The organism is Pedobacter sp. KH_004 (assembly GCF_057840755.1).
The window spans coordinates 4,163,210-4,184,001 of sequence record NZ_CM174519.1; the positions used below are offsets into that span (position 1 = coordinate 4,163,210).

Annotated in this window: 19 protein-coding genes; 15 read left to right on the forward strand and 4 right to left on the reverse strand. The window is 38.7% G+C overall.

The genetic code is table 11. The features are described from left to right. Positions 1-33: 33 nt before the first annotated feature. A complete protein-coding gene (locus AC3ITD_RS17930) occupies positions 34-1,038 on the reverse strand; it encodes an aldo/keto reductase (protein ID WP_489361786.1) in 1,005 nt (334 codons plus the stop codon). A gap of 272 nt (positions 1,039-1,310) precedes the next feature. Then, complete coding sequence (locus AC3ITD_RS17935; protein WP_489361788.1) at positions 1,311-1,922, reverse strand: GIN domain-containing protein; 612 nt, start codon at positions 1,920-1,922, stop codon at positions 1,311-1,313. Positions 1,923-2,372: 450 nt separating this feature from the next. Between AC3ITD_RS17935 and AC3ITD_RS17940 the strand changes: the two genes are divergently transcribed. Further along, entirely contained in the window at positions 2,373-2,858 is a 486-nt protein-coding gene (locus AC3ITD_RS17940) for a glycosyl-4,4'-diaponeurosporenoate acyltransferase CrtO family protein (RefSeq protein WP_265797031.1), read from the forward strand. 551 nt (positions 2,859-3,409) lie between these two features. Here the strand turns inward: AC3ITD_RS17940 and AC3ITD_RS17945 are convergent. Next, positions 3,410-3,778: a winged helix-turn-helix transcriptional regulator gene (locus tag AC3ITD_RS17945; protein ID WP_489361791.1), complete on the reverse strand. Its 369-nt coding sequence runs from the start codon at positions 3,776-3,778 to the stop codon at positions 3,410-3,412. A gap of 94 nt (positions 3,779-3,872) precedes the next feature. Between AC3ITD_RS17945 and AC3ITD_RS17950 the strand changes: the two genes are divergently transcribed. Continuing rightward, entirely contained in the window at positions 3,873-4,403 is a 531-nt protein-coding gene (locus AC3ITD_RS17950; RefSeq protein WP_489361793.1) for an NAD(P)H-dependent oxidoreductase, read from the forward strand. Positions 4,404-4,591: 188 nt separating this feature from the next. Here AC3ITD_RS17950 and AC3ITD_RS17955 read toward each other — a convergent pair whose 3' ends face one another. After that, positions 4,592-5,437, reverse strand: coding sequence for a PRC-barrel domain-containing protein (locus AC3ITD_RS17955; protein ID WP_489361795.1), 846 nt, complete (start codon positions 5,435-5,437; stop codon positions 4,592-4,594). Positions 5,438-5,859: 422 nt separating this feature from the next. On the opposite strand from AC3ITD_RS17955, the gene AC3ITD_RS17960 reads away from it, so the two are divergent. From AC3ITD_RS17960 to AC3ITD_RS18020, 13 genes are all read left to right on the forward strand, one after another. Beyond that, positions 5,860-7,641, forward strand: a complete 1,782-nt coding sequence (locus AC3ITD_RS17960; protein WP_489361797.1) for a hypothetical protein — start codon at positions 5,860-5,862, stop codon at positions 7,639-7,641. 56 nt (positions 7,642-7,697) lie between these two features. Beyond that, entirely contained in the window at positions 7,698-8,888 is a 1,191-nt protein-coding gene (locus AC3ITD_RS17965) for a PAS domain-containing sensor histidine kinase (RefSeq protein WP_265797036.1), read from the forward strand. A 17-nt stretch (positions 8,889-8,905) separates the two neighbouring features. Beyond that, positions 8,906-9,937 (forward strand): response regulator, encoded by a 1,032-nt coding sequence (locus tag AC3ITD_RS17970; RefSeq protein ID WP_265797037.1) that lies wholly within the window; start codon positions 8,906-8,908, stop codon positions 9,935-9,937. Positions 9,938-10,043: 106 nt separating this feature from the next. Then, positions 10,044-10,472, forward strand: coding sequence for a Rossmann-fold NAD(P)-binding domain-containing protein (locus AC3ITD_RS17975; protein ID WP_265797038.1), 429 nt, complete (start codon positions 10,044-10,046; stop codon positions 10,470-10,472). Continuing rightward, complete coding sequence (hemN, locus tag AC3ITD_RS17980; RefSeq protein WP_489361800.1) at positions 10,472-11,815, forward strand: oxygen-independent coproporphyrinogen III oxidase; 1,344 nt, start codon at positions 10,472-10,474, stop codon at positions 11,813-11,815. The genes AC3ITD_RS17975 and hemN overlap by 1 nt, the downstream gene beginning before the upstream one ends. Positions 11,816-11,826: 11 nt before the next feature. Then, the gene (locus AC3ITD_RS17985; protein ID WP_489361802.1) at positions 11,827-14,211 is read left to right on the forward strand and encodes a heavy metal translocating P-type ATPase; all 2,385 of its coding nucleotides are present in this window, start codon (positions 11,827-11,829) and stop codon (positions 14,209-14,211) included. Next, positions 14,208-14,387: a cbb3-type cytochrome oxidase assembly protein CcoS gene (gene ccoS, locus AC3ITD_RS17990; protein ID WP_265797041.1), complete on the forward strand. Its 180-nt coding sequence runs from the start codon at positions 14,208-14,210 to the stop codon at positions 14,385-14,387. Before AC3ITD_RS17985 ends, ccoS begins: the two co-directional genes overlap by 4 nt. A 71-nt stretch (positions 14,388-14,458) precedes the next feature. Then, positions 14,459-16,600, forward strand: a complete 2,142-nt coding sequence (gene ccoN, locus AC3ITD_RS17995) for a cytochrome-c oxidase, cbb3-type subunit I (protein WP_489361805.1) — start codon at positions 14,459-14,461, stop codon at positions 16,598-16,600. A gap of 4 nt (positions 16,601-16,604) precedes the next feature. Next, on the forward strand, positions 16,605-16,787 hold the full coding sequence (locus AC3ITD_RS18000) for a hypothetical protein (protein WP_265797043.1): 183 nt from the start codon (positions 16,605-16,607) through the stop codon (positions 16,785-16,787). Next, on the forward strand, positions 16,774-17,739 hold the full coding sequence (locus AC3ITD_RS18005) for a cbb3-type cytochrome c oxidase N-terminal domain-containing protein (protein ID WP_489361807.1): 966 nt from the start codon (positions 16,774-16,776) through the stop codon (positions 17,737-17,739). Before AC3ITD_RS18000 ends, AC3ITD_RS18005 begins: the two co-directional genes overlap by 14 nt. After that, positions 17,723-19,081, forward strand: coding sequence for a cytochrome c oxidase accessory protein CcoG (gene ccoG / locus AC3ITD_RS18010; RefSeq protein WP_489361809.1), 1,359 nt, complete (start codon positions 17,723-17,725; stop codon positions 19,079-19,081). Before AC3ITD_RS18005 ends, ccoG begins: the two co-directional genes overlap by 17 nt. Before the next feature lie 45 nt (positions 19,082-19,126). Continuing rightward, on the forward strand, positions 19,127-19,558 hold the full coding sequence (locus tag AC3ITD_RS18015; protein ID WP_489361811.1) for a FixH family protein: 432 nt from the start codon (positions 19,127-19,129) through the stop codon (positions 19,556-19,558). After that, positions 19,555-20,253: a sulfite exporter TauE/SafE family protein gene (locus AC3ITD_RS18020; protein WP_489361813.1), complete on the forward strand. Its 699-nt coding sequence runs from the start codon at positions 19,555-19,557 to the stop codon at positions 20,251-20,253. Before AC3ITD_RS18015 ends, AC3ITD_RS18020 begins: the two co-directional genes overlap by 4 nt. Positions 20,254-20,792 lie beyond the last annotated feature (539 nt).

Here is a 20,792-nt window from a genome sequence, read left to right on the forward strand (position 1 = left end):
GAATTACGGCTGCATCACGATGCAGCCGTGAAATTAATCGAGCAAGCCCATACTAAATTCGTCGTAAGCTTTGCCGGTATCCGTACCAAGAGGCACTATACTTTCTAATGTAGCTACATCGGCAGGTGTTAATTCTATACTCGCCGCAGCCATATTTTGTTCCAAATACTTTCTTCTTTTAGTACCGGGAATAGGAACAATTCCTTTATTAATAATCCAGGCAATGGCTAATTGAGAAGCACTTACATTTTTGTCTTTAGCTAAGGCTTCAATGGCTTCTACCAATTCGATATTTTTATGGAAGTGAGCTTCCTGAAAGCGTGGAATTGCCCTTCTGAAATCGTTTTCCGGTAAATCGCTAATTTTTTTAATATCGCCCGATAAAAAGCCACGACCAAGTGGTGAATATGCCACGAAGCCTATTCCTAGTTCTTTTAATGTTTGAAGGATGCCCCGCTCTTCCACTGTTCGCTCAAATAAAGAATATTCACTTTGAACGGCAGTAACTGGATGCACAGCATGTGCTCTTTTTACCGTTTCGGAAGATACCTCTGACAAACCGATATAACCTATCTTGCCTTCTTTAACCAGTTCACTCATGGCACCAACAGTTTCTTCAATTGGCGTGTTTTTATCTAACCGATGCATATAATATAGATCGATATAATCAGTTTTTAGGTTTTTAAGAGATCGTTCTACCGCCATCTTCACATATTCCTTCTTGCCGTTAATAGCCCACGTTACTTTATTCTCTTCATTAATTTCCCAGCCAAATTTAGTGGCTATAATGTACTTATCCCGATTTGCTCCCATTGCTTTTGCAATAAGCTGTTCGTTCTTTAAGGGACCGTACAAATCTGCAGTATCTAGAAAATTGCCACCCATTTCAAGCGACTTGTGAATGGTAGCAATCGCTTCCGTTTCATCTGCCGCTCCGTACATATTGGCATCTTCAAAACCCGTCATCCCCATACAGCCCAAACCAATTTGAGGTACAACAAATCCTTGATTGCCTAATTTAATCTTTTTAATTTCCATTTTTTGATGTTTTTGAATAACCAAAATTAGGCTTACGTTCTGGTATCAATGTTTGCAAAACCCCGAAAAACGTATGCAAAACAAAGGAGATTTTCGATTCATCACCGACAACAAAACCAGAAAAAAAATAATATTATCAGAATCTATTTAAAAACGTAAAAGTATAGTTTTTATCTATTAAATATTTTACCACAATTCTAAACCAAAAAATAAGGGCAAAAAAAAACAGCTACCCATTTCCAGACAGCTGCTTACCTATAAATAATTAGCGCTTATTTTGCTAAAACCATTGCATTTTGTGCCGCGTTCATAATCGCTTCCGAAGCGTAAGAAGCAGATTGTTTGCTGGCAAATTTATCAATGTTAACGTTTTTGTTATTACTGGCAACCATTGTGCTTTGATCTGCTGTACCATTTAATTTTAGTACTGCGTCTTCTTTAACAACTGTGTATAAACTGCCGGCAGTTGCTTTGATTTTTACCGTGGCGCTTTGATTTAAAAATAACTGGAGGTTTTTAACTTCAAGGTTATTGGTGCTTAGCACTACCGATTGTCCGTAGGCTTCGATTCTTTCCAAATCTTTAACGGTAATGTTTAACGTAACCTGACTGTTTTCTAAAGAGTTGATGAAAAGTGTTCTGCCATCACTCGTTACCGACGTTTTAGTTGCATCGTAACCATCGCCGCCTAAAATGCTTGTGGCGCTTCCCTGTGTTAAGTTAATTTTCACATTTCCACTTACCCAAATTCTTTTGAATGTAGGAACTGCGTTTACTTTTGTTTCTTTTTTGATAGGCGCTATAGCGAAGCTGCTCATTGCTGATGAAGTGAATACTACTGCTGTTAATGCTACTGCGAATAATGTTTTTGTTAAATTTTTCATGACTTTATATTTTAAGTTTCTTAATGTTTTCTGATAATAAGACGCCATCACCCCGAAAACGTTGCAGGGAAAAGTGGTGTATTATACCAGCTTAAGTAACTATCAGACCAACACCTGTAATTTGTCGACGAAAAAGTGTTCGTATATCAATAAAACTTCCAATGAGTGAGATCATCCCTCGCAACTCATCATCTCTACCGCAGCGAGACCTCTCAAAACCAAATCGCCTCTCCACCAAATCCGTCATCACCTCCAATCAATCGCCCCTTCCAACCCTTCCATCCTTCTCGCGTAGGCGGGGGATGTTAAAGCAAATGAAATTTCCAATTCCTACTTGCAAACCCCTCTTCACAGTAATAAACGCAACAACTTCCTTCAAAAAAATAAGAATCATATATTTTTCACTATTTTCGATTGTTTACCCAACCAAAAAATACGATTCTCCCATACATGACGAAGTATTTCACTTTCAGCTTATCTATTGCCTTTATCTCCTGGATTGTTGGCATGATCATTACCGCACTGCTTTCCAAAACGAATTTTTATCAGCAACGACTCTCCGGCCTCAACTTCCTTAGCAACGAGAAGCTCAATACGGTACTTGGAATCCAACCTTTTAAATGGATTATCATTCATAGCTTTTTTAAATATTTTAATCCAAAGCTATCCTTTGCTAAAAAAATAAAGGTGAGCGAACTAGGGGCGTACAGGGCGGAGATGATGAAAGCAGAACTTAATCACCTATTTGCTTTCTTATTTATGGTGCCTTTCATCTTATTCAGAATGTATCAGGGGCTATATTGGTTCGCAGTGGTGATGCTGCTCGTCAACCTGATAATGAACCTATACCCAACATTATTACAACAACAAAACAAAAGGCGAATCGACCGTTATCTCCAGGTATTGAAACATCGATCTGCTTTACCTGTTTCTTAAAAGTCTGTACCTAAAACAAAACTCAGCTTCAGGTTGGAACACTAATGATACGACTGTGAGTATGCTCACTTCTCACTCACAATAAAGTTAACGTCATTTATATTGATTTTTATGAAAGAAATTAACCCTCCGCTCGACTGGGGATCTTAAAGTGTCAAATAATGTATTAAAACCTTGAATTTCTCTTTCCCCTCATCGGCGGCGGTCTCCTTCTTTGTTCTTTATAACAAAGAAGCAAGCAATCAAGGCTTGCACCTGATGTCAGCTATACTGGTTGAAATTTTATTGGGGCAAGGCAAATATTCCGAAGTAGGTTCGGAACAAAACGCGTTGCCATGTGCTTGGTAATTTAACGCAAGAGCACAAGTTTCAACGGTCTATCCTTCCATCATCTGCTATGCCGGAGAACAAGTTGGCTATAGCGATAAGCAGACATCAGACATACCAATCCGTCATCGCGACCGTAGTGGAGAAATCTCGAAAACAAATCCTTCCTCCAAGAAATTCGTCCTCTCACCATTGATGTTTTGAATTTTCCGTAATCGGTGAACTTACAATTGGTTGTTTAATAAATCCCTATGTTCCTCGCCCCAACCTTCCAGGGCTTTGATCACCGGTTTTAGCGCATAACCTATTGGAGTGAGTTCATACTCTACACGGGGCGGAACCTCGGCATAAATTGTTCTGCTGATGATCTTATGCTCCTCCAGCTTTCGAAGTTGTAAGGTTAACATCCGTTCTGTAATGTTAGGTAATTTTTTCCGGAGTTCGCCGAACCTCATTTTTCCACTCAATAACCAGGAGCAAATCACTAAAGTCCACTGGCCGCCGATTATATTCGAGGCGTAGGCTTCGGGACATTCGTCCGCCAGGGCAGTTTTATTGGCAAAGTTAGTTGATGTTTCTTTGATCTCACTCATTACTTACATTTTATATAGTACCTAACAATTGGCAGGCAATATACAAAACACTTGGTTAGGCAATAACTTTGTAGCATCATAAAAAATAAAAGAAATGAAAACATTAATCATCGTCACTCATCCCAATATCGCAGAATCCGTCATCAACAAAAGATGGATTGAGGAACTGTCTAAATTCCCTGAACGTTATACCATCCATCAGTTGCATCAGGCTTATCCAGATGGAAAAGTAGATGTTTTAGCAGAGCAGCGCCTGATTGAACAGTATGATCAGATTGTATTTCAGTTCCCCTATTATTGGTTTAATAGCCCTGCGTTGTTAAAGAAATGGCTCGATGAGGTGCTTACGCATGGCTGGGCCTACGGCAGCAAAAGTGGATACCGAATGAAAGGAAAAAAGATAGCATTGGCAATATCATTAGGCGTGGAAGAAAGTGAGTTAAGTTCTTCTGGCATCTATAAATATCCACTAAGCGAACTGATCAGGCCCTTTGAACTCAGTTTTGAATATGTAAAAGCTAACTATCAGCCACCTTTTGCTTTTTATGGAATGGAACATCAGGTTGATGAAAGCCATATCGCTAAAGGCGTAGCGTTGTACCTGGAATACCTAAAGTATTTATAACTTATAAATTGATCGAACCCGCTAATTGCGCAGATCGACATATATAAAGGTAAATCGAGGATCACAAGCGAATATAACGGCTGAGGAGTTAGACCCACTTAAACGCAAAGAACTCACCAATAATGATTGATGAGTTCTTTTAATTAGCAGATCCACAAGGCGGATCTCTTTGCTACCCGCAAATATTTTTACTGATCAGCATTTGAACCGTGGTGCGCTGCAATGGATTGGCCTAAACTGCTTACCAGGTTTTCATCCAGGTGGTCCATCGTACGCCATTTTGTACCTTCGTGACCTGGCTCTGCATAGATTACGCCGATTTTGTTTTCGCCTTGAAAAATGCGGTAGGTACCGTTCTCCTGTGGCGAGATGGTATAAATTCCTTGTCCAGCAGTGACCGTGAAATCTGCATGTTCTGCTGCTCCGCCCGGTTTGATATCCTCGTGCACAGCTTTATTTTCCTCCGCATGTTCGATCAACTGATGAATGGTGTGTCGTTCTTCTTTACGGTTTTCGATAGCCGTATTAGAAATCACACCAGATGGTGAAGTTTCCTGCCTTCTTGAAATCACGTTTCCACGATCGAAATGATGGTGCGCATAAAAATCTGAATGGTCAATCTCGTGAATTTCTTCTTCTATGCGCAACGCCGCCGGACTTCCAATTGCTGATCTGATTTGCATTTCCGTATCTCTGGTCACCTCACCTATAATGTAGCGTGGCATTGCATTGTACTGATCTTCATGCAAAACCGGGATCACTACCTCCTTTTTATCTTCCCCTAGGTTTGCGAAACCAATAGGTATCAGAATAGCTTTATCTTCCGTTGCAGTGTGTTTATCATTGAGATCAACAATGATATAACGAACCGCATTTTGATCTGGATCAAAAAGCAAGTCCCGCACTTTTCCAACAGATGTTTGGCTTTCATCAACCACAGGCCAACCCGTAATATCTGCCTGTCCCTCGGTAATTACGTAATCCTCGTGGGATAATTCTCTAAGGTTTAAATAGTTTATATTTCCTGAATTCATGTCTAATAGTTAAAGGGATAAACAGTCATATCCATCTTTTAAACATCACCTCAGGTAAATGGTTTTGTTTATTCAACCGATTTATCACCCCAAAGCAAAGCGAGGGTATGCATCATTTCGCCAATCTTCTCAGCGACTCCCTCTACAAATCCGAAATTGCCAGCTTGCCTGGGGATCTTAAAGCAAGTGAGGCCAACATGAATTTTAATTAATTTTATAGGAGCTATATAGAACATATAAGGTTTTTGGTTTGACCAATCCAGTAGTCTAAACACATTCATTATTGATAGTTACCGAAGCAGTTATGATATTCATCATTACATTCAGGATAGTTAAAATGACTTTTATCATTTTTTAAAGTAAGCCAGGTCTGAACAGGTATAGTGCTACTTTAATAGGTTTGCGGGATCAATAAACAACTTATGTCACACACCTTTCACATCCCTGTTTTAGGCTTAGGCTATTCTATAGACACCCCTTTAAAAGTAGCCCGTTATGGGATTTCGTCCACATTATCAATCGTTGATGATGAATTAATTGAACGGATGAGGGCATACCACCTGAGCGAAAATGGACAGCATTATTCCCCTATACCTAAAACAGAAGCTGATTATCGATCAAAACGGATTACTGCATATCTGAATTTTATAGATCAAAATATCAATAGTCAATTTGAGCAGTTAAAACAGTCCAGGTTTATTCCTGGAAGTGAAATTTGTAAATACTTCGAGCTTCTTCCGGAATCATCTCCGTTAAAACATGGCTATGAATTAATGATGGAGTATCCTGAAGGAGAAAGCAAACGTATTTTTCAGGATGTGTTGAGGAAAGCGATGAAAATAGGTGCTGCTGATGTTAATATTATGGCAAAGGTGGATAAAATGAATTTTGTTAATGCCACTTACACGGGTGATGAAAATACCGATGCGCTGGCTGCCTTTAGAGGTTTTGCAAACAGCACTTTAAATGCGGCCGTTATTCTCTCGGCAGGAATGAACCCCAGGTTATATAGCTATATTGAACATTTTTCTGATTTCTTGCCAGATGACGATGCACACTTTAAAAAGAAGATTATTTTGAAGGTAAGCGATTTTAGATCTGCAGCTATACAAGCCAAATTTCTGGCAAAAAAAGGCGTTTGGGTTTCTGAATTTAGAATAGAATCTGGATTGAATTGTGGTGGCCATGCTTTTGCTACGGAAGGATATTTGTTAGGTCCGATTTTAGAGGAGTTTAAAATTAAAAGGACACAGTTGGTAGATGAATTATTTACCGCTTATCAAAGTGTGTTATCGCTGAAGGGAATCAAGCTTCATCAAAAACCCGATCAAAGCGTTAGCGTTCAAGGTGGAATTGGTACAGCAGAAGAGCAAAATTTTCTTTTAAACCATTATCAGTTAAGCACCACCGGCTGGGGAAGTCCTTTTCTGCTTGTGCCGGAAGTTACCAATGTAGATCAACGGACTTTAGATTATTTAGCAGCGGCCAAGGAAGAAGATTTTTACCTTAGTAATTCTTCGCCACTTGGGGTACGGTTTAACAATTTCAAAAATTCAACTTCCGATGTGCAAAGAAGGGAGCGGATAGACAAAGGTAGGCCTGGGAGCGCTTGTACTAAAAAATACCTATGCAATAATACCGAATTTACCATAGAACCGATTTGTACAGCTTCCAGGGAATATCAGCACTTAAAAATTAAACAGCTCCAATCTGCTGAATTATCAATAGCGGAATATGAGTCAGAATTAACTAAGGTAACAGAAAAAGTTTGTCTCTGTGAAGGTTTGTGCGCTTCAGCGTACCTTAAATGTGACATTATTAAACCTAAAGAAAGTAAGGCAGTTTCCATCTGCCCGGGCCCGAATTTGGCTTATTTTAACAATTCTTATACACTAGGTGACATGGTAGGCCACATTTATGGAAAAACAAACCTGCTGGCCAATACCAATCGGCCACATGTTTTTATTAATGAGTTGAATTTGTACATCGATTACTTGCAGGCAGAAATAAAAGACCAGCTTTTACACTTTAACGATAAAAAAAGAAAGCAACTCGCCAATTTTAAAAAACAGTTAAATGAAGGCATTACCTATTATAAAAATCTTTTTGCTCAGGCACCTGATTTAAAATTACCCAACCTTTCAGCATGTTTTAACTTATTGGAAATATCCCAACTCAAACTTAATCAACTGAGCATAATCTAATACATGCGCTGCTAAATTTTTATATTTACCTCCAATATACAGGCAGACTCAACTCCATGGACAGATCAAAATTTTTAGATGCAATAATTGAAAACGCCATCGATGGAATCATCACGATAGATGATCGCGGAATCATTGAACACCTTAATCCGGCGGCACTAGCACTTTTTGGTTTTTCGAGAGCAGAATTGGTGGGTAAAAATGTTTCAGTTTTAATGCCTCAGCCAGATAAAGCCAGGCATGATGGATATATTCAAAATTATCATGATACAGGTAAAAAACATATTATCGGTATTGGCAGAGAAGTACATGGCCAGCGTAAAGATGGTTCGGTTTTTCCATTTCGTTTAGGTGTTAGTGAGGTGAAATTTAGCGACAGGAAAATTTACACAGGCTTTATTCATGATTTAAGTAAGGAAAAAGCCAATGAAGAACAGATTAAAACGTACACTGAAAAGTTAGAAGTTAAGATTAAAGAACGTACACAAGACCTGGTTAAACTGGTGTCAGAACTGGAGATGGCCAAAGAAAACATGAGGGCTTTATTTCAAAAAGAAAAAGAACTCAATCAGCTGAAAACCAGATTTGTTTCAATGGCTTCGCATGAATTCAGAACGCCATTAAGTGCCATTCAGCTGTCAGCTTCGCTCATTGATAAGTATACTGAAAAACAAGATACCGCAAATGTTGAAAAGCATACCTCGAAAATTAAAAATTCCATTAATAACTTAACCACCATCTTAAATGACTTTCTATCGCTCGAAAGATTAGAGGCAGGTAAGGTTGAAGCGAATCCCAACTGGTTTAATATCATCAGCTTTGCTGAAGAAATTACGGAAGAAATGCAAATGATGACCAAGCAAAACCAGCACATTATTTATGAGCATACGGGAATTACGGCCAGTGTTTTTCTTGATCCTAATTTGCTGAGGAATTGTGTCATTAATTTAATTTCTAATGCCGTAAAATACTCTGGTGCAGATACATTAATTCAATTTAATACCCGTTTAGTGGATGGCAAATTAATACTCGAAGTTAAAGATAACGGAATTGGTATTCCAGAGACCGATCAAAAGAGTTTGTTTGAACCTTTTTTTAGAGCACACAATACCGGCGATATCCCAGGTACAGGCCTGGGCCTTAATATTGTTAATCGTTACGTTGGTTTAATGGGCGGCACCGTGAATTGCATTAGCGAGCAAAACATTGGCACTACCTTTACTTTAAGCTTTAACCAAACTGTTTAAAATATTTTAATAGCAAAATGAATAAAAAAGTACTGATCATAGAAGATAACGACGATATCCGCGAAGGAACAGCAGAAGTATTGGGGTTAGCAGGTTATCAGCCAATTACGGCAAAACATGGAAAAGTGGGTGTAGAAATGGCTTTACAGCATCATCCTGATATTATTTTATGTGATATTATGATGCCGGAACTAGATGGTTACGGGGTACTTTATCTTTTAAGCAAAAATCTAAAAACAGCTAATATTCCTTTCATCTTTATCACTGCGAAATCTGAAAGGGCAGATATGAGAAAGGGTATGGAAATGGGCGCAGATGATTATTTAACTAAACCGTTTGATGATGTTGAACTGTTTAAAGCGATTGAAAGTCGATTTAAAAAGAAGCAACAATCGGGTACTTTTACTGGCGAGGCCGGAGATAATCAAGCCATTTTGGAGGAACTAATAAAAAAGGGGAAATCAAAATTAGTGGCCAATAAACAAGTGATTTATGTAGAGGATGATGAACCCAGCCACCTATATTACGTTGTAAAAGGACAGATCAAAACTTATAAAAGGTTTAAAGATGGAAGAGAACTATCTTCAGCACTTTATAACGATGGCGATTTCTTTGGCTATGAAGCCCTTTGCAATGGCGAATTTTACGCCGATAATGCCGCGACATTAATTGATTCTGAAATCGTTCAAATCCCGAAGTTAGATTTTATGGAATATTTACTCCATCATCAGGCGGTATCGAAAATATTTATCGCTTTGTTATCTGGAAGTGTGCAGGATAAAGGCAAACAGATGCTTCAACTGGCTTATTCATCAGTTAGAAAACGAGTTGCTGATGCGCTGCTCCAGGTGGCGGATAAGTTTGCACAACCCATCAATGACGGTTGTACCATCAAAATATCAAGAGATGACTTAGCTGCTTTAGTGGGCACCGCCAGTGAAACGGTGAGCAGAATGCTGGCTGATTTTAAAGATGAAAAATTGATTGATAAAACTGGTAATGCCATCAATATTTTATCAATGGAAAAACTTCGAAATATCAAACACTAATATTTCCTGCTGAAGGAGAAATATAATCAAAATCATTTTTTATCCTAAGCATCCTCACGCCCGGGTAACACGCTCCGCTATAGTTTTGTACACATAAAAATGAGGTATGAAAGCTATAGCATATAATATAAAACCCGACGAAAAAGAATGGTTGGTACTCGCCAACTACAAAAAGCACGATATCACGATTATTGCCAACAGTTTAACGGCAGACACACTTGCTTTTGCCAATGGAAAGGAAGCATTACTGGTATTTAACAATGATGCCTTAACTTCAGAAATGATAGCTGAGCTAAAATCGCTTGGGTTAAAATACATTGCCACTTCTTCTTTTGAAACTGATCATGTGGATTTACAGGCTGCGGGTATTGCCGGAATGAAAATAGCGAACGTTCCATGGAGTGAAAAAGCTCAAACACCTCGTATGAGGATGGAGCAGGTAATTAAAAACCTCGATCAATGGGCCGCCGGTAAATGCGTAGGTAAGGCTTGTTGTTGTCAAAATAATTGTGGTGTAGCTAAAGCATTGAAATAATGGAAGCTGCACTCATTCAAAAGTACAACGTTGCCGCTCCGCGGTATACCAGTTATCCAACTGTACCTTATTGGGATCACGAAAGCTTTTCAGCAGCAAAATGGGTTGAGGTAATCCCAACAACTTATAACGCCTTTGCAGATGAAGGCATAAGCCTTTATATTCATTTGCCCTATTGTGAGAGTTTATGCACTTACTGTGGCTGCAATACCAGAATTACCAAAAATCATGGGGTTGAACAACCATATATAACGGCCTTACTCAAAGAGTGGGCAATGTATTGCGATATTTTGGGTTCAAGACCTAAAATTAAAGAACTCCACTTAGGCGGCGGTACACCCACTTTTTTCGGTGCTGAAAATCTTGGATCGCTAATTTCACACATTTTGGAAAATGCAGATTTAGCCCCACATGCTCAGCTTTCCTTCGAGGCACATCCGGCAAATACAACTAGGGAACATTTAACCATACTCTATGCGTTAGGTTTTAGAAGATTAAGTTTGGGTATCCAGGATTTTGATCCGAAAGTGCAGTTCCTGATTAATCGTTTTCAAACGCCACAGCAGGTAGAAAAAGTAACAAATGAAGCTCGGCTTATCGGTTACAACTCCATCAATTTCGATCTGATTTATGGTTTGCCAGCTCAAAATTTGCAGGGCTTGAAGGATACTATTAACGATGTTATTCGCCTTCATCCAGATCGCATTGCCTTTTATAGTTATGCCCACGTGCCTTGGTTAAAGCCCGGTCAACGCCATTTTACCGAAAAAGATTTGCCTGTTGGCGATAAAAAATTTGCATTGTATGAAAAAGGCAGGGAAATGCTTATAGATGCCGGGTATCAGGATGTGGGAATGGATCATTTTGCTTTAAAAAGTGATTCCCTGTACCAGGCAGGTCAGGCAAAATTGCTTCACAGAAATTTTATGGGCTATACCGATCAGCATACCCATTTGCTGATCGGCCTGGGCGTGTCATCTATTAGCGATGGCTGGACCGGCTTTGCTCAAAATCCTAAAACGGTGGAGGCTTACCTGAAGAAAATTGGAGCAGGCATGCTTCCTGTTGAAAAAGGCCATATCCTTACTAACGAAGATTTAGAAAACAGACAGCATATTTTGGATATGATGTGCCGGGAAACAACGGTTTTCGAAAATGGAATACCTGCACCTGTAAAAGAGAGGTTGTTGCCATTGCTAAAAGACGGATTGGTTTTTTTTGATGATACAACCATCGCCTTAACGCTCCTGGGAAAATCATATATCAGAAATGTTTGCATGGCTTTCGATGAAAGGTTATGGGCAAAACAAGCTGAAAAGCACCTTTTTAGTTCATCGATTTAATAAGAGCCAGAATGGAAGATGAAAAGAACATTACAATAGAAACCTTGTGTTATCACTGTGGAGAAGATCTGCCAAAGCTTAATCATACTTTTGACAATAAGAAATTTTGTTGCAGTGGTTGTCTCGGGGTGTATAAGATTTTGTCAGCAAATAATCTTTGTAACTACTATCACTACAACAATAGCCCTGGGCAGCAATTTAAGGGCGAAAGCCATCTTGACTATCTCGATGAACCCAATATTATCACCCAACTTTTAGATTATAAACATCAAAGCTCCAGTATTATCACATTTTACATACCTGCCATTCACTGTAGTTCCTGCATTTGGCTATTGGAACATCTTTACAAGATCAATCCAGCAGTTTTCAGTTCGAGAATCGATTTTTTGAAAAAACAGGTTACCATCAGCTATAATCACGAGGAAATTTCTTTAAGGCAACTGGTAGAAATGTTAAATCAAATTGGCTACGAACCACTAATCAGCTTACAGGATGTAGTGAAAGCACACAGCAGTTCGGTGGATAAGACATTAGTTTTGAAGATTGCAACCGCTGGATTTCTAATGGGCAACGTCATGCTCTTCAGCTTCCCGGAGTATTTCGGACTTTCAGGTTTAGAAAAAAAGTTTCAATACTTATTCGGCTGGCTCAATCTTGCGTTTTCTATTCCTGCTGCTTTTTTTTGCGGCCGGGATTACTTCGTTTCCGCCATAACCAGTTTAAAACATAAACATGTTAACCTCGATACGCCCTTAGCTTTAATTATAGCGGTATTGTTTTTTCGAACTGCATTTGAAATCGTATTAAATACTGGCCCGGGCTTCGCAGATACGTTAACAGGCTTGGTATTTTTACTTTTGATGGGTAAGTGGTTGAAACAACGCACTTATCATCATATTTCGTTCGATCGTGATTACCGTTCTTACTTTCCGATTGCGGTTACTACACTGGAAAATGGAAAGGAGAAACCTGTGTCTATTAATGAGATTCAACTTGGTGATCGTTTATGGATCAGAAATGGAGAACTCGTTCCAGCTGATGCCATTTTAATGAAAGGCGATGCCTGGATGGACATGAGTTTTGTAACTGGTGAATCAGAACCTGTACATAAAGTTTTAGGGGAGATTATTTATGCAGGTGGTCGCCAAACCACTGAAGCCATTGAACTGGAAGTAATTAAACCAGTATCACAGAGTTATCTGACAGGTTTATGGAATAACGAAAACTATAAAAATGCAGTTGAAAAGGAAACTTTTAATGATAGTGTCGCGAAGTTTTTCAGCTTAGGTGTTTTTATCATTGCTTTTGCCGCAACAGGGTATTGGCTTTTTCAGGATGAAAGCAGCAAAGCCTGGTCGGCATTTACGGCGGTAATTATCGTAGCTTGTCCTTGTGTTTTAGCGCTGAGTACTCCATTTACCTTATCAGCTATTTTATCCGTTTTTGATAAAAAAGGCTTTTATGTCAAAAACACAGATGCGGTGGAAGAATTGGCAAAATGTGATACCATTGTTTTTGATAAAACCGGAACGTTAACGAGCACAGAAAATGCTGCCATTTCTTTTGGCGGACATCTCGAGAATGATGAAAAAGTACTCGTCGCTTCGCTGTTAAGAAACTCCAGCCACCCTTTAAGCCGGCAAATTCTTAAAACATTGAATGTAGATCATTTTCATCCCCTTAAAGATTACCGTGAAGTATTGGGTAAAGGTTTAGCTGCGAAAATTGACCGACGCAGTATTTATGCAGGGCACCTATCTATGTTGCCCATTACTGTCGAAAATATTAGCAAATCTGGCGTACACATTTTAATCGACCATGTTTATAAAGGATATTTTGATGTGGAACAGCAATGGCGGCCAGGGTTGAAACAGTTGATGTTGGACTTATCAAAATATCAAATCCACCTTTTATCTGGTGATACTGATAAAGATTTATGGAGGTTAAAAACCATTTTCTCAACAGCAACAAAAATGAAGTTCCGCCAAAGCCCCCACGAGAAGCTGAACAACATTTTAGCATTGCAGCAAAGCGGAAAAAAAGTAATGATGCTTGGTGATGGATTAAATGACGCCGGAGGATTGAAACAGAGCAATTTTGGTATCGCAATAACCGATAACATCAACAACTTCACACCGGGCTGCGATGCAATTTTAAAGGGAAGTTCGATTAACTACCTTCCTCATTTTGCACAACTTAGTAAAGATGGACTGAAAATCATAAAAGCAAGCTTCGCAATTGCTACAGCATACAACTGCGTGGGTATTTTCTATGCTGTTCAAGGCACACTTTATCCATTAGTGGCTGCAGTTTTAATGCCCATCAGCACGGTAACAATTATTTGCTTCACCACTTTCGCAACGCGGATTTATGCTCGTAAAAATAAACTGATATGAACATTCTATACTTTTTGGTAGGCTCCAGTGTTTTAATGGCCCTGATCTTTCTTGGTGCTTTTTTCTGGGCTTACAAAACAGGGCAGAATGATGATGTGCATACGCCCGGAATCCGAATCCTTTTTGATGATGAACCTGAAAATCAAAAAAGTGAAGAAGATCACTTTTTGAGCTAAGCACTATCATCATTCTACATTAGCATGCGAGATACCTTTGGTGTATTAAACAAACAAAACTCTTCCTTTTTATGCAGTTAGAAAAATTTACTTACGATAATAAGATTGTCAGAAACTTTGGAATCGCCACCCTGGTTTGGGGGATCGTTGGGATGACCGTTGGTTTACTGGTGGCCATGCAGCTATTTAAACCTGCCATGAACATGGGCAATCAGTATACCACGTTCGGGAGAATCAGGCCATTACACACCAATGCGGTTATTTTTGCTTTTGTGGGTAATGCGATTTTTATGGGTGTTTATTACTCACTACAACGCTTGTTAAAAGCAAGAATGTTTAGCGATGTATTGAGTAAAATTCATTTCTGGGGCTGGCAATTAATTATTGTGGCAGCAGCTATTACCTTACCACTTGGCTTTACCACCTCACACGAATATGCGGAGCTAGAGTGGCCGATTGATATTGCCATTACCGTAATCTGGGTAGTATTTGGGATCAACATGTTTGGGACCATCATTAAAAGACGAGAAAGACATTTATATGTGGCCATTTGGTTTTACATCGCTACGTTCGTAACCATTGCCGTGCTACATTTAGTAAACTCTTTCGAATTGCCCATCTCATTTCTAAAAAGTTATTATGTGTATGCTGGCGTACAAGATGCACTTGTGCAGTGGTGGTACGGACATAATGCGGTGGCATTTTTCTTAACTACGCCTTATCTGGGAATGATGTATTATTATTTGCCGAAAATGGCCAATAGGCCAGTATACTCTTATAAATTAAGTATTCTTCACTTTTGGTCACTCATTTTCATTTATATCTGGGCTGGCCCGCACCATTTGCTTTATACTTCTTTACCAGGATGGGCGCAATCATTAGGTGTAGCCTTTTCTATTATGCTGATTGCACCAAGTTGGGGAGGCATGATTAATGGCTTACTGACACTTCGCGGTGCCTGGGATAAAGTACGTGAAGATGTAACACTTAAATTTATGGTGGTTGCGCTGACGGCTTACGGTATGGCAACCTTCGAAGGACCATTATTGTCATTAAAGCAAATTAATGGCATTGCACATTTTACCGACTGGATTGTTGCTCACGTACACGTAGGGGCATTGGGTTGGAATGGTTTCTTAACCTTCGGCGTTTTGTACTGGCTGATTCCCCGAATTTATAAGACGGAATTATATTCTAAAAAACTTGCCGGCTTCCACTTTTGGATCGGCACATTAGGCATTCTTTTCTATGCCATTCCAATGTACTGGGCAGGTTTCACCCAAGGATTAATGTGGAAGGAATTCACGCCTGAAGGTTTGTTGAAATATCCAAATTTTCTTGCTACTACCTTGCAAATTATTCCAATGCATGTGTTAAGGTCAGTTGGCGGAGCTTTTTACTTGATTGGTGTAATCGCCATGACATACAATTTAGCAAAAACGATGCTTGCTGGTAAGTTAGTGGCTAACGAAGCAGCCGAAGCTATGCCTTTGCCGAAAGAAATTGTTGATCATTCTGCTGCTGATAAGGCCTGGCATAGGGTATTGGAGCGTAAACCGATGAAGTTTATGGTTTTTTCTCTCCTTATCATTTTAATTGGTGGAATGGTAGAGATGATGCCAACTTTTACCATAAAATCGAACGTTCCAACCATTGCCAGTGTGAAACCATATTCTGCTTTGGAATTACAAGGAAGAGATTTATACATCAGAGAAGGCTGCGTGAACTGCCATACGCAAACGGTTCGCCCATTTCGTTCAGAAACCGAACGTTATGGCGAATATAGTAAAGCGGGAGAGTATGTTTACGACCATCCATTTTTATGGGGAAGTAAACGCACCGGACCAGATTTGCATCGGCTGGGCGGTAAATATTCTCATGCCTGGCATTACAATCACTTAGTTGATCCGACTTCCATGTCGCCAGGAAGCATTATGCCCCCCTACCCTTGGTTAACTGAGCAACGGCTTGATGTTTCTACAACACCTGCTAAAATAAGGGCAATGCAAACTTTAGGCGTTCCCTATCCCGATGGTTATGATCAAAGGGCAAATGATGATTTGAAAATTCAGGCTGAAAAAATTGCTACGGATTTGAAACAGAATAACATCAAAGTAAATAGTGATAAAGAAATTGTAGCCATTATTGCTTATCTGCAGCGCCTGGGTACTGATATCAAGGCAAATAAAGAAGTAATCCCATCTAATCAATAATACTATGTTTAATCAAATTAAAAACTTAGATGGGGGAGAAATTTACCTCATCAGCTCCTTGCTCATGTTTATGGTATTCTTTTTAATTGTAGGCATTTACCTCATTAAATTAAATAAAAAGCATATCGAGATCATGAGTGAAATGCCTTTTCAAGATAATCAACCAAAAGAATATGAAGAAGATTAATCTCGCTATAATATTTTCAGCTTTATCGTTAAGCGTTTTTGCAGCTGATGAAAAAGCGGTTACTGTAATGCCATCAAGCCCTGGCTTAGGATTGAGTCAAACCAGTTTGTTAATTATCATGTTGCTGATCTTTGCATTCATACTGCTTTTTGTATCGATTACTTTGTTAAATGCTTTCAAGGTGATGTATCGGGAGCAGTTGAATCCAACCCCTTATTCACCGCCAGTGGAATCGCCCATTCTGGATTACGATTCGTGGTTGAAGCAAAAGAAAAATAAACCATCGGTTTGGGAAAAACTTTTGAGTTTAAAACCTATTGACCAAGAAAAAGACCTGGAAATAGATCATGCTTATGATGGGATCAAGGAGCTTAATAATCCTGTTCCAGCCTGGTTTAACGTTTTGTTTTTTGGCACCATGATTTTTGCCATTTGCTATCTGTTCTATTATCATATTGGTGGTTACGGCGATTTACAAGACCAGGAATATGCAAATGAAATGGTAAAAGCACAGGAAGAAAAAGCCGCTTTTTTAGAAAAATCATCAAATACAATAGATGAAAACTCGGTAAAATTCGATAACACTCAAACCGTCCTAGAAGAGGGAAAAGGCATTTTCAATACGAATTGCGTGGTCTGCCATGGAGATAAAGCACAGGGAGTTATCGGGCCAAACTTAACGGATGAATTTTGGCTTCATGGCGGGGGAATTAACAACATTTTTAAAACGATAAAATATGGTGTTCCAGATAAAGGAATGATTAGCTGGGAAAAAACACTTAGTCCGAAGCAGATCAGTGCTGTTTCCAATTATATTATGTCTTTAAAAGATACCAGGCCTGCAGGAGCGAAGGCCCCGCAAGGTGATAAATACGAGGAAAAAAATCCTCGGGATAACTCAATGAAAAGTGTTGGAGATAGTTTGAGCGTTACAGATGCAACGAAAAAGTAAAGCAAAAGACAGGGATGCGCTTTACCCTAAAAAACCATCGGGTAAATTATACACCCGCCGGATATGGGTAAGCTACGCTTTATTGCTGTTATTGTTTGCTTGTCCGTTTGTGAAGTTAAATGGAGAGCAGTTGGTATTACTCAATTTTTTAGAACGAAAATTTGTATTCTTTGGATTGTTATTTACTCCTCAGGATTTCTATCTGTTTGCATTGGCAATGCTCATCTTCGCCATCTTTATTGTTTGTTTTACAGTGGTTTTGGGCAGACTATGGTGCGGTTGGGCCTGCCCTCAAACTATTTTTATGGAGATGGTTTTCCGAAGGATAGAATACTGGATTGAAGGAGATGCAAATAAACAAAAGAAGTTAGATGCTCAGAATTGGAACGGAGAAAAGTTTTTCAAAAAGGGCCTTAAACACATTATTTTTTTACTGATTTCATTTTGCATTGCCAACACCTTTTTAGCTTATATCATCAGTTCTGATTTGTTATTTACAATAATTACCGAACCCATCAAACAACATCTTTCAGGATTTATTTCTATTTGCTTATTTACCATAATATTCTACCTGGTTTTTGCTTACGTAAGAGAAGTCGTTTGTACCGTGATATGTCCCTATGGTAGATTGCAAGGCGTTTTACTTGATAATCAAAGTTTGGTTGTGGCTTATGATTTTTCAAGAGGAGAACCCAGAGGCCGTTTGCAAAAAGACAGTTTTATCACTAATAAAGGCGATTGTGTTGATTGTAGCCTATGTGTTCAGGTTTGCCCAACAGGTATTGACATTAGAAAAGGTACGCAAGCCGAATGTATTAACTGTACTGCCTGTATTGATGCTTGCGATGAAGTGATGATTAAAATTGGTAGGCCACAGCGGTTAATAGGATTTTATAATCAAGAATTTGTGCAAGATCGTAAGCCTTATAAAATCGGATTGAAATCTTATGGCTATGCAGCGGTTCTATTTCTGGTGATGATTGTTTTCTCATCGCTCATTTATAAAAGAGAAGACGTACAAACAACAGTTTTAAGAGCAAGTGGAACGCTATTCCAAGTGAGAAAAAATAAGGAAACCAGCAATCTTTACAATGCCGAAATGATCAATAAAACAAATAGAGAAATGAAATTTCTGTTTAGATCGAAAGATCGTGACGATAAAATTGAGTTTATCCAGGCTGCCGAAGTTTTACCAAAAGAAGGGAGTGCACAGGTGACTTTCTTTTTGATCAGAAAAAATGAAACGATCAAAGAATATAAAACTGAGGCTGTCTTTGAGGTTTGGGTAGATGGGAAAGTAATTAGTGAAGCCAGTACCAGTTTTTTTGCACAACCAGAATAGTAAAATTTCTGAGGGTGTGGTGTTTTATGATTAAATAAATGAGATATGAATTGGGGAGCAAAAATAGTTGTGGGCATGGTTACCTTCATGCTTTTCATCATTGTTATGGTTTGTTATATGTTTTACGTTCATGGTAGAGATGCATTAATTGAAGACGATTATTACGAACAGGGGATCAATTATGATGATGAATTTAATGCGACGAAGCAAATGTTAAATGACGACGCTGAACCTGAAATAAATATTTCAGCTCAGCAAATCATCATTAAATTGAAGGATTCTGCCAGTTATAATCTAAATTTAAAAAGGGCATCAAATATTACTGATGATAAAACAAGAAATGGTTTCACGGTTGGCAGTTCAAATCTAATTCTTATTCAGCGGAATGATCTTCCAAAAGGTTTGTGGTTTTTAAAACTTCAATGGAAAGTAAAAGGAAAAGAATTCATGTTCAAGAAAAATATCACGCTACAATGAATCTTCTCCCCCTTGCTTTTTTAATGGGCCTTTTTGGGAGCCTGCATTGTGCGGTAATGTGCGGGCCGATTATGCTTGGTATGCCGTTTCAAAAAAAGAGTTTTCTGGAATCATCATTACAACTTTTACTTTATCAATTTGGCCGTATTTTAATTTACACCTTTTTAGGCCTGGCCGTGGGTGCAGTAGGCAGTAGTATAAAGATTTTTAGTAACCAGAAAGTACTTAGTTTAACCATTGGAATTATACTGATAGTATTCACTGCACTGCGTCTGAGCAGGTTTACACAATTTCGATTTTCGAAAATCCAGAATAAGTTGCTAAACCCGATCAGTAGGCTGATGTCTGAGGTTTTTAACCTTAGGCTTTGGGGCTTATTTGCTGGCATGTTAAACGGGCTGATCCCCTGTGGAATGGTTTATTTAGCATTAGCAACAGCATTAAATACAGGTAATGTAACTTCCGGAGGAAAATTTATGTTCCTCTTTGGTTTAGGAACAACACCGCTGATGATGATGATTTCCATGAGCAGAATTTACCTTAAAAAATACATCCGCTTCAATTCTCAACAATTAATTCCATGGTTTATGTTGGCTATCGGTGTTTTATTTATTCTCCGCTCCGCTGATCTTGGCATCTCATTTATTTCCCCTAAAATCACAGGATCTTTTGGACATGCAGCTTCATGCAAATAGCTTAATCGGAGTAAGAATTCCCAGCTTCCTGATGTATTTACCTGAAGGGCTAGCGGAAATAAACTTATGCAGTTCTTTTCGATCTGCAAGAGCAAATAACGCACTTAGAAATTAAAGGATAACTCTTTCATATTTCAGAAGAAACTCAATCACTCAATACCGTATCGCCCAAGGAGCATAGTTTGGCCTAAACTGCAAATCTCTGGCACCATCAGCTCCATATTATATTGATTTGAATAGAGATAAATGAGGCTATACTACTCGTATCCTGCAATGTACAAATGCTCGGAATATAATTTGAAAACTCATAATGATGCAAAGGTATGCCTTGCAAGGCGTAGGCAGATACTTTTGTCAATGGTCAGGGATCGACGATTTCTATAAGTAAAACACAAGAAAAATCATCTAAATAAAACCAGCTACAAAATATCAAGAATTAATAAATGATTTTCGCGAACATTTCAGTATCAACGCCATATACAATTACCCTAATTCTATTACAATTATTCATCATATTTACCCTAATTCTGTGACGAAAC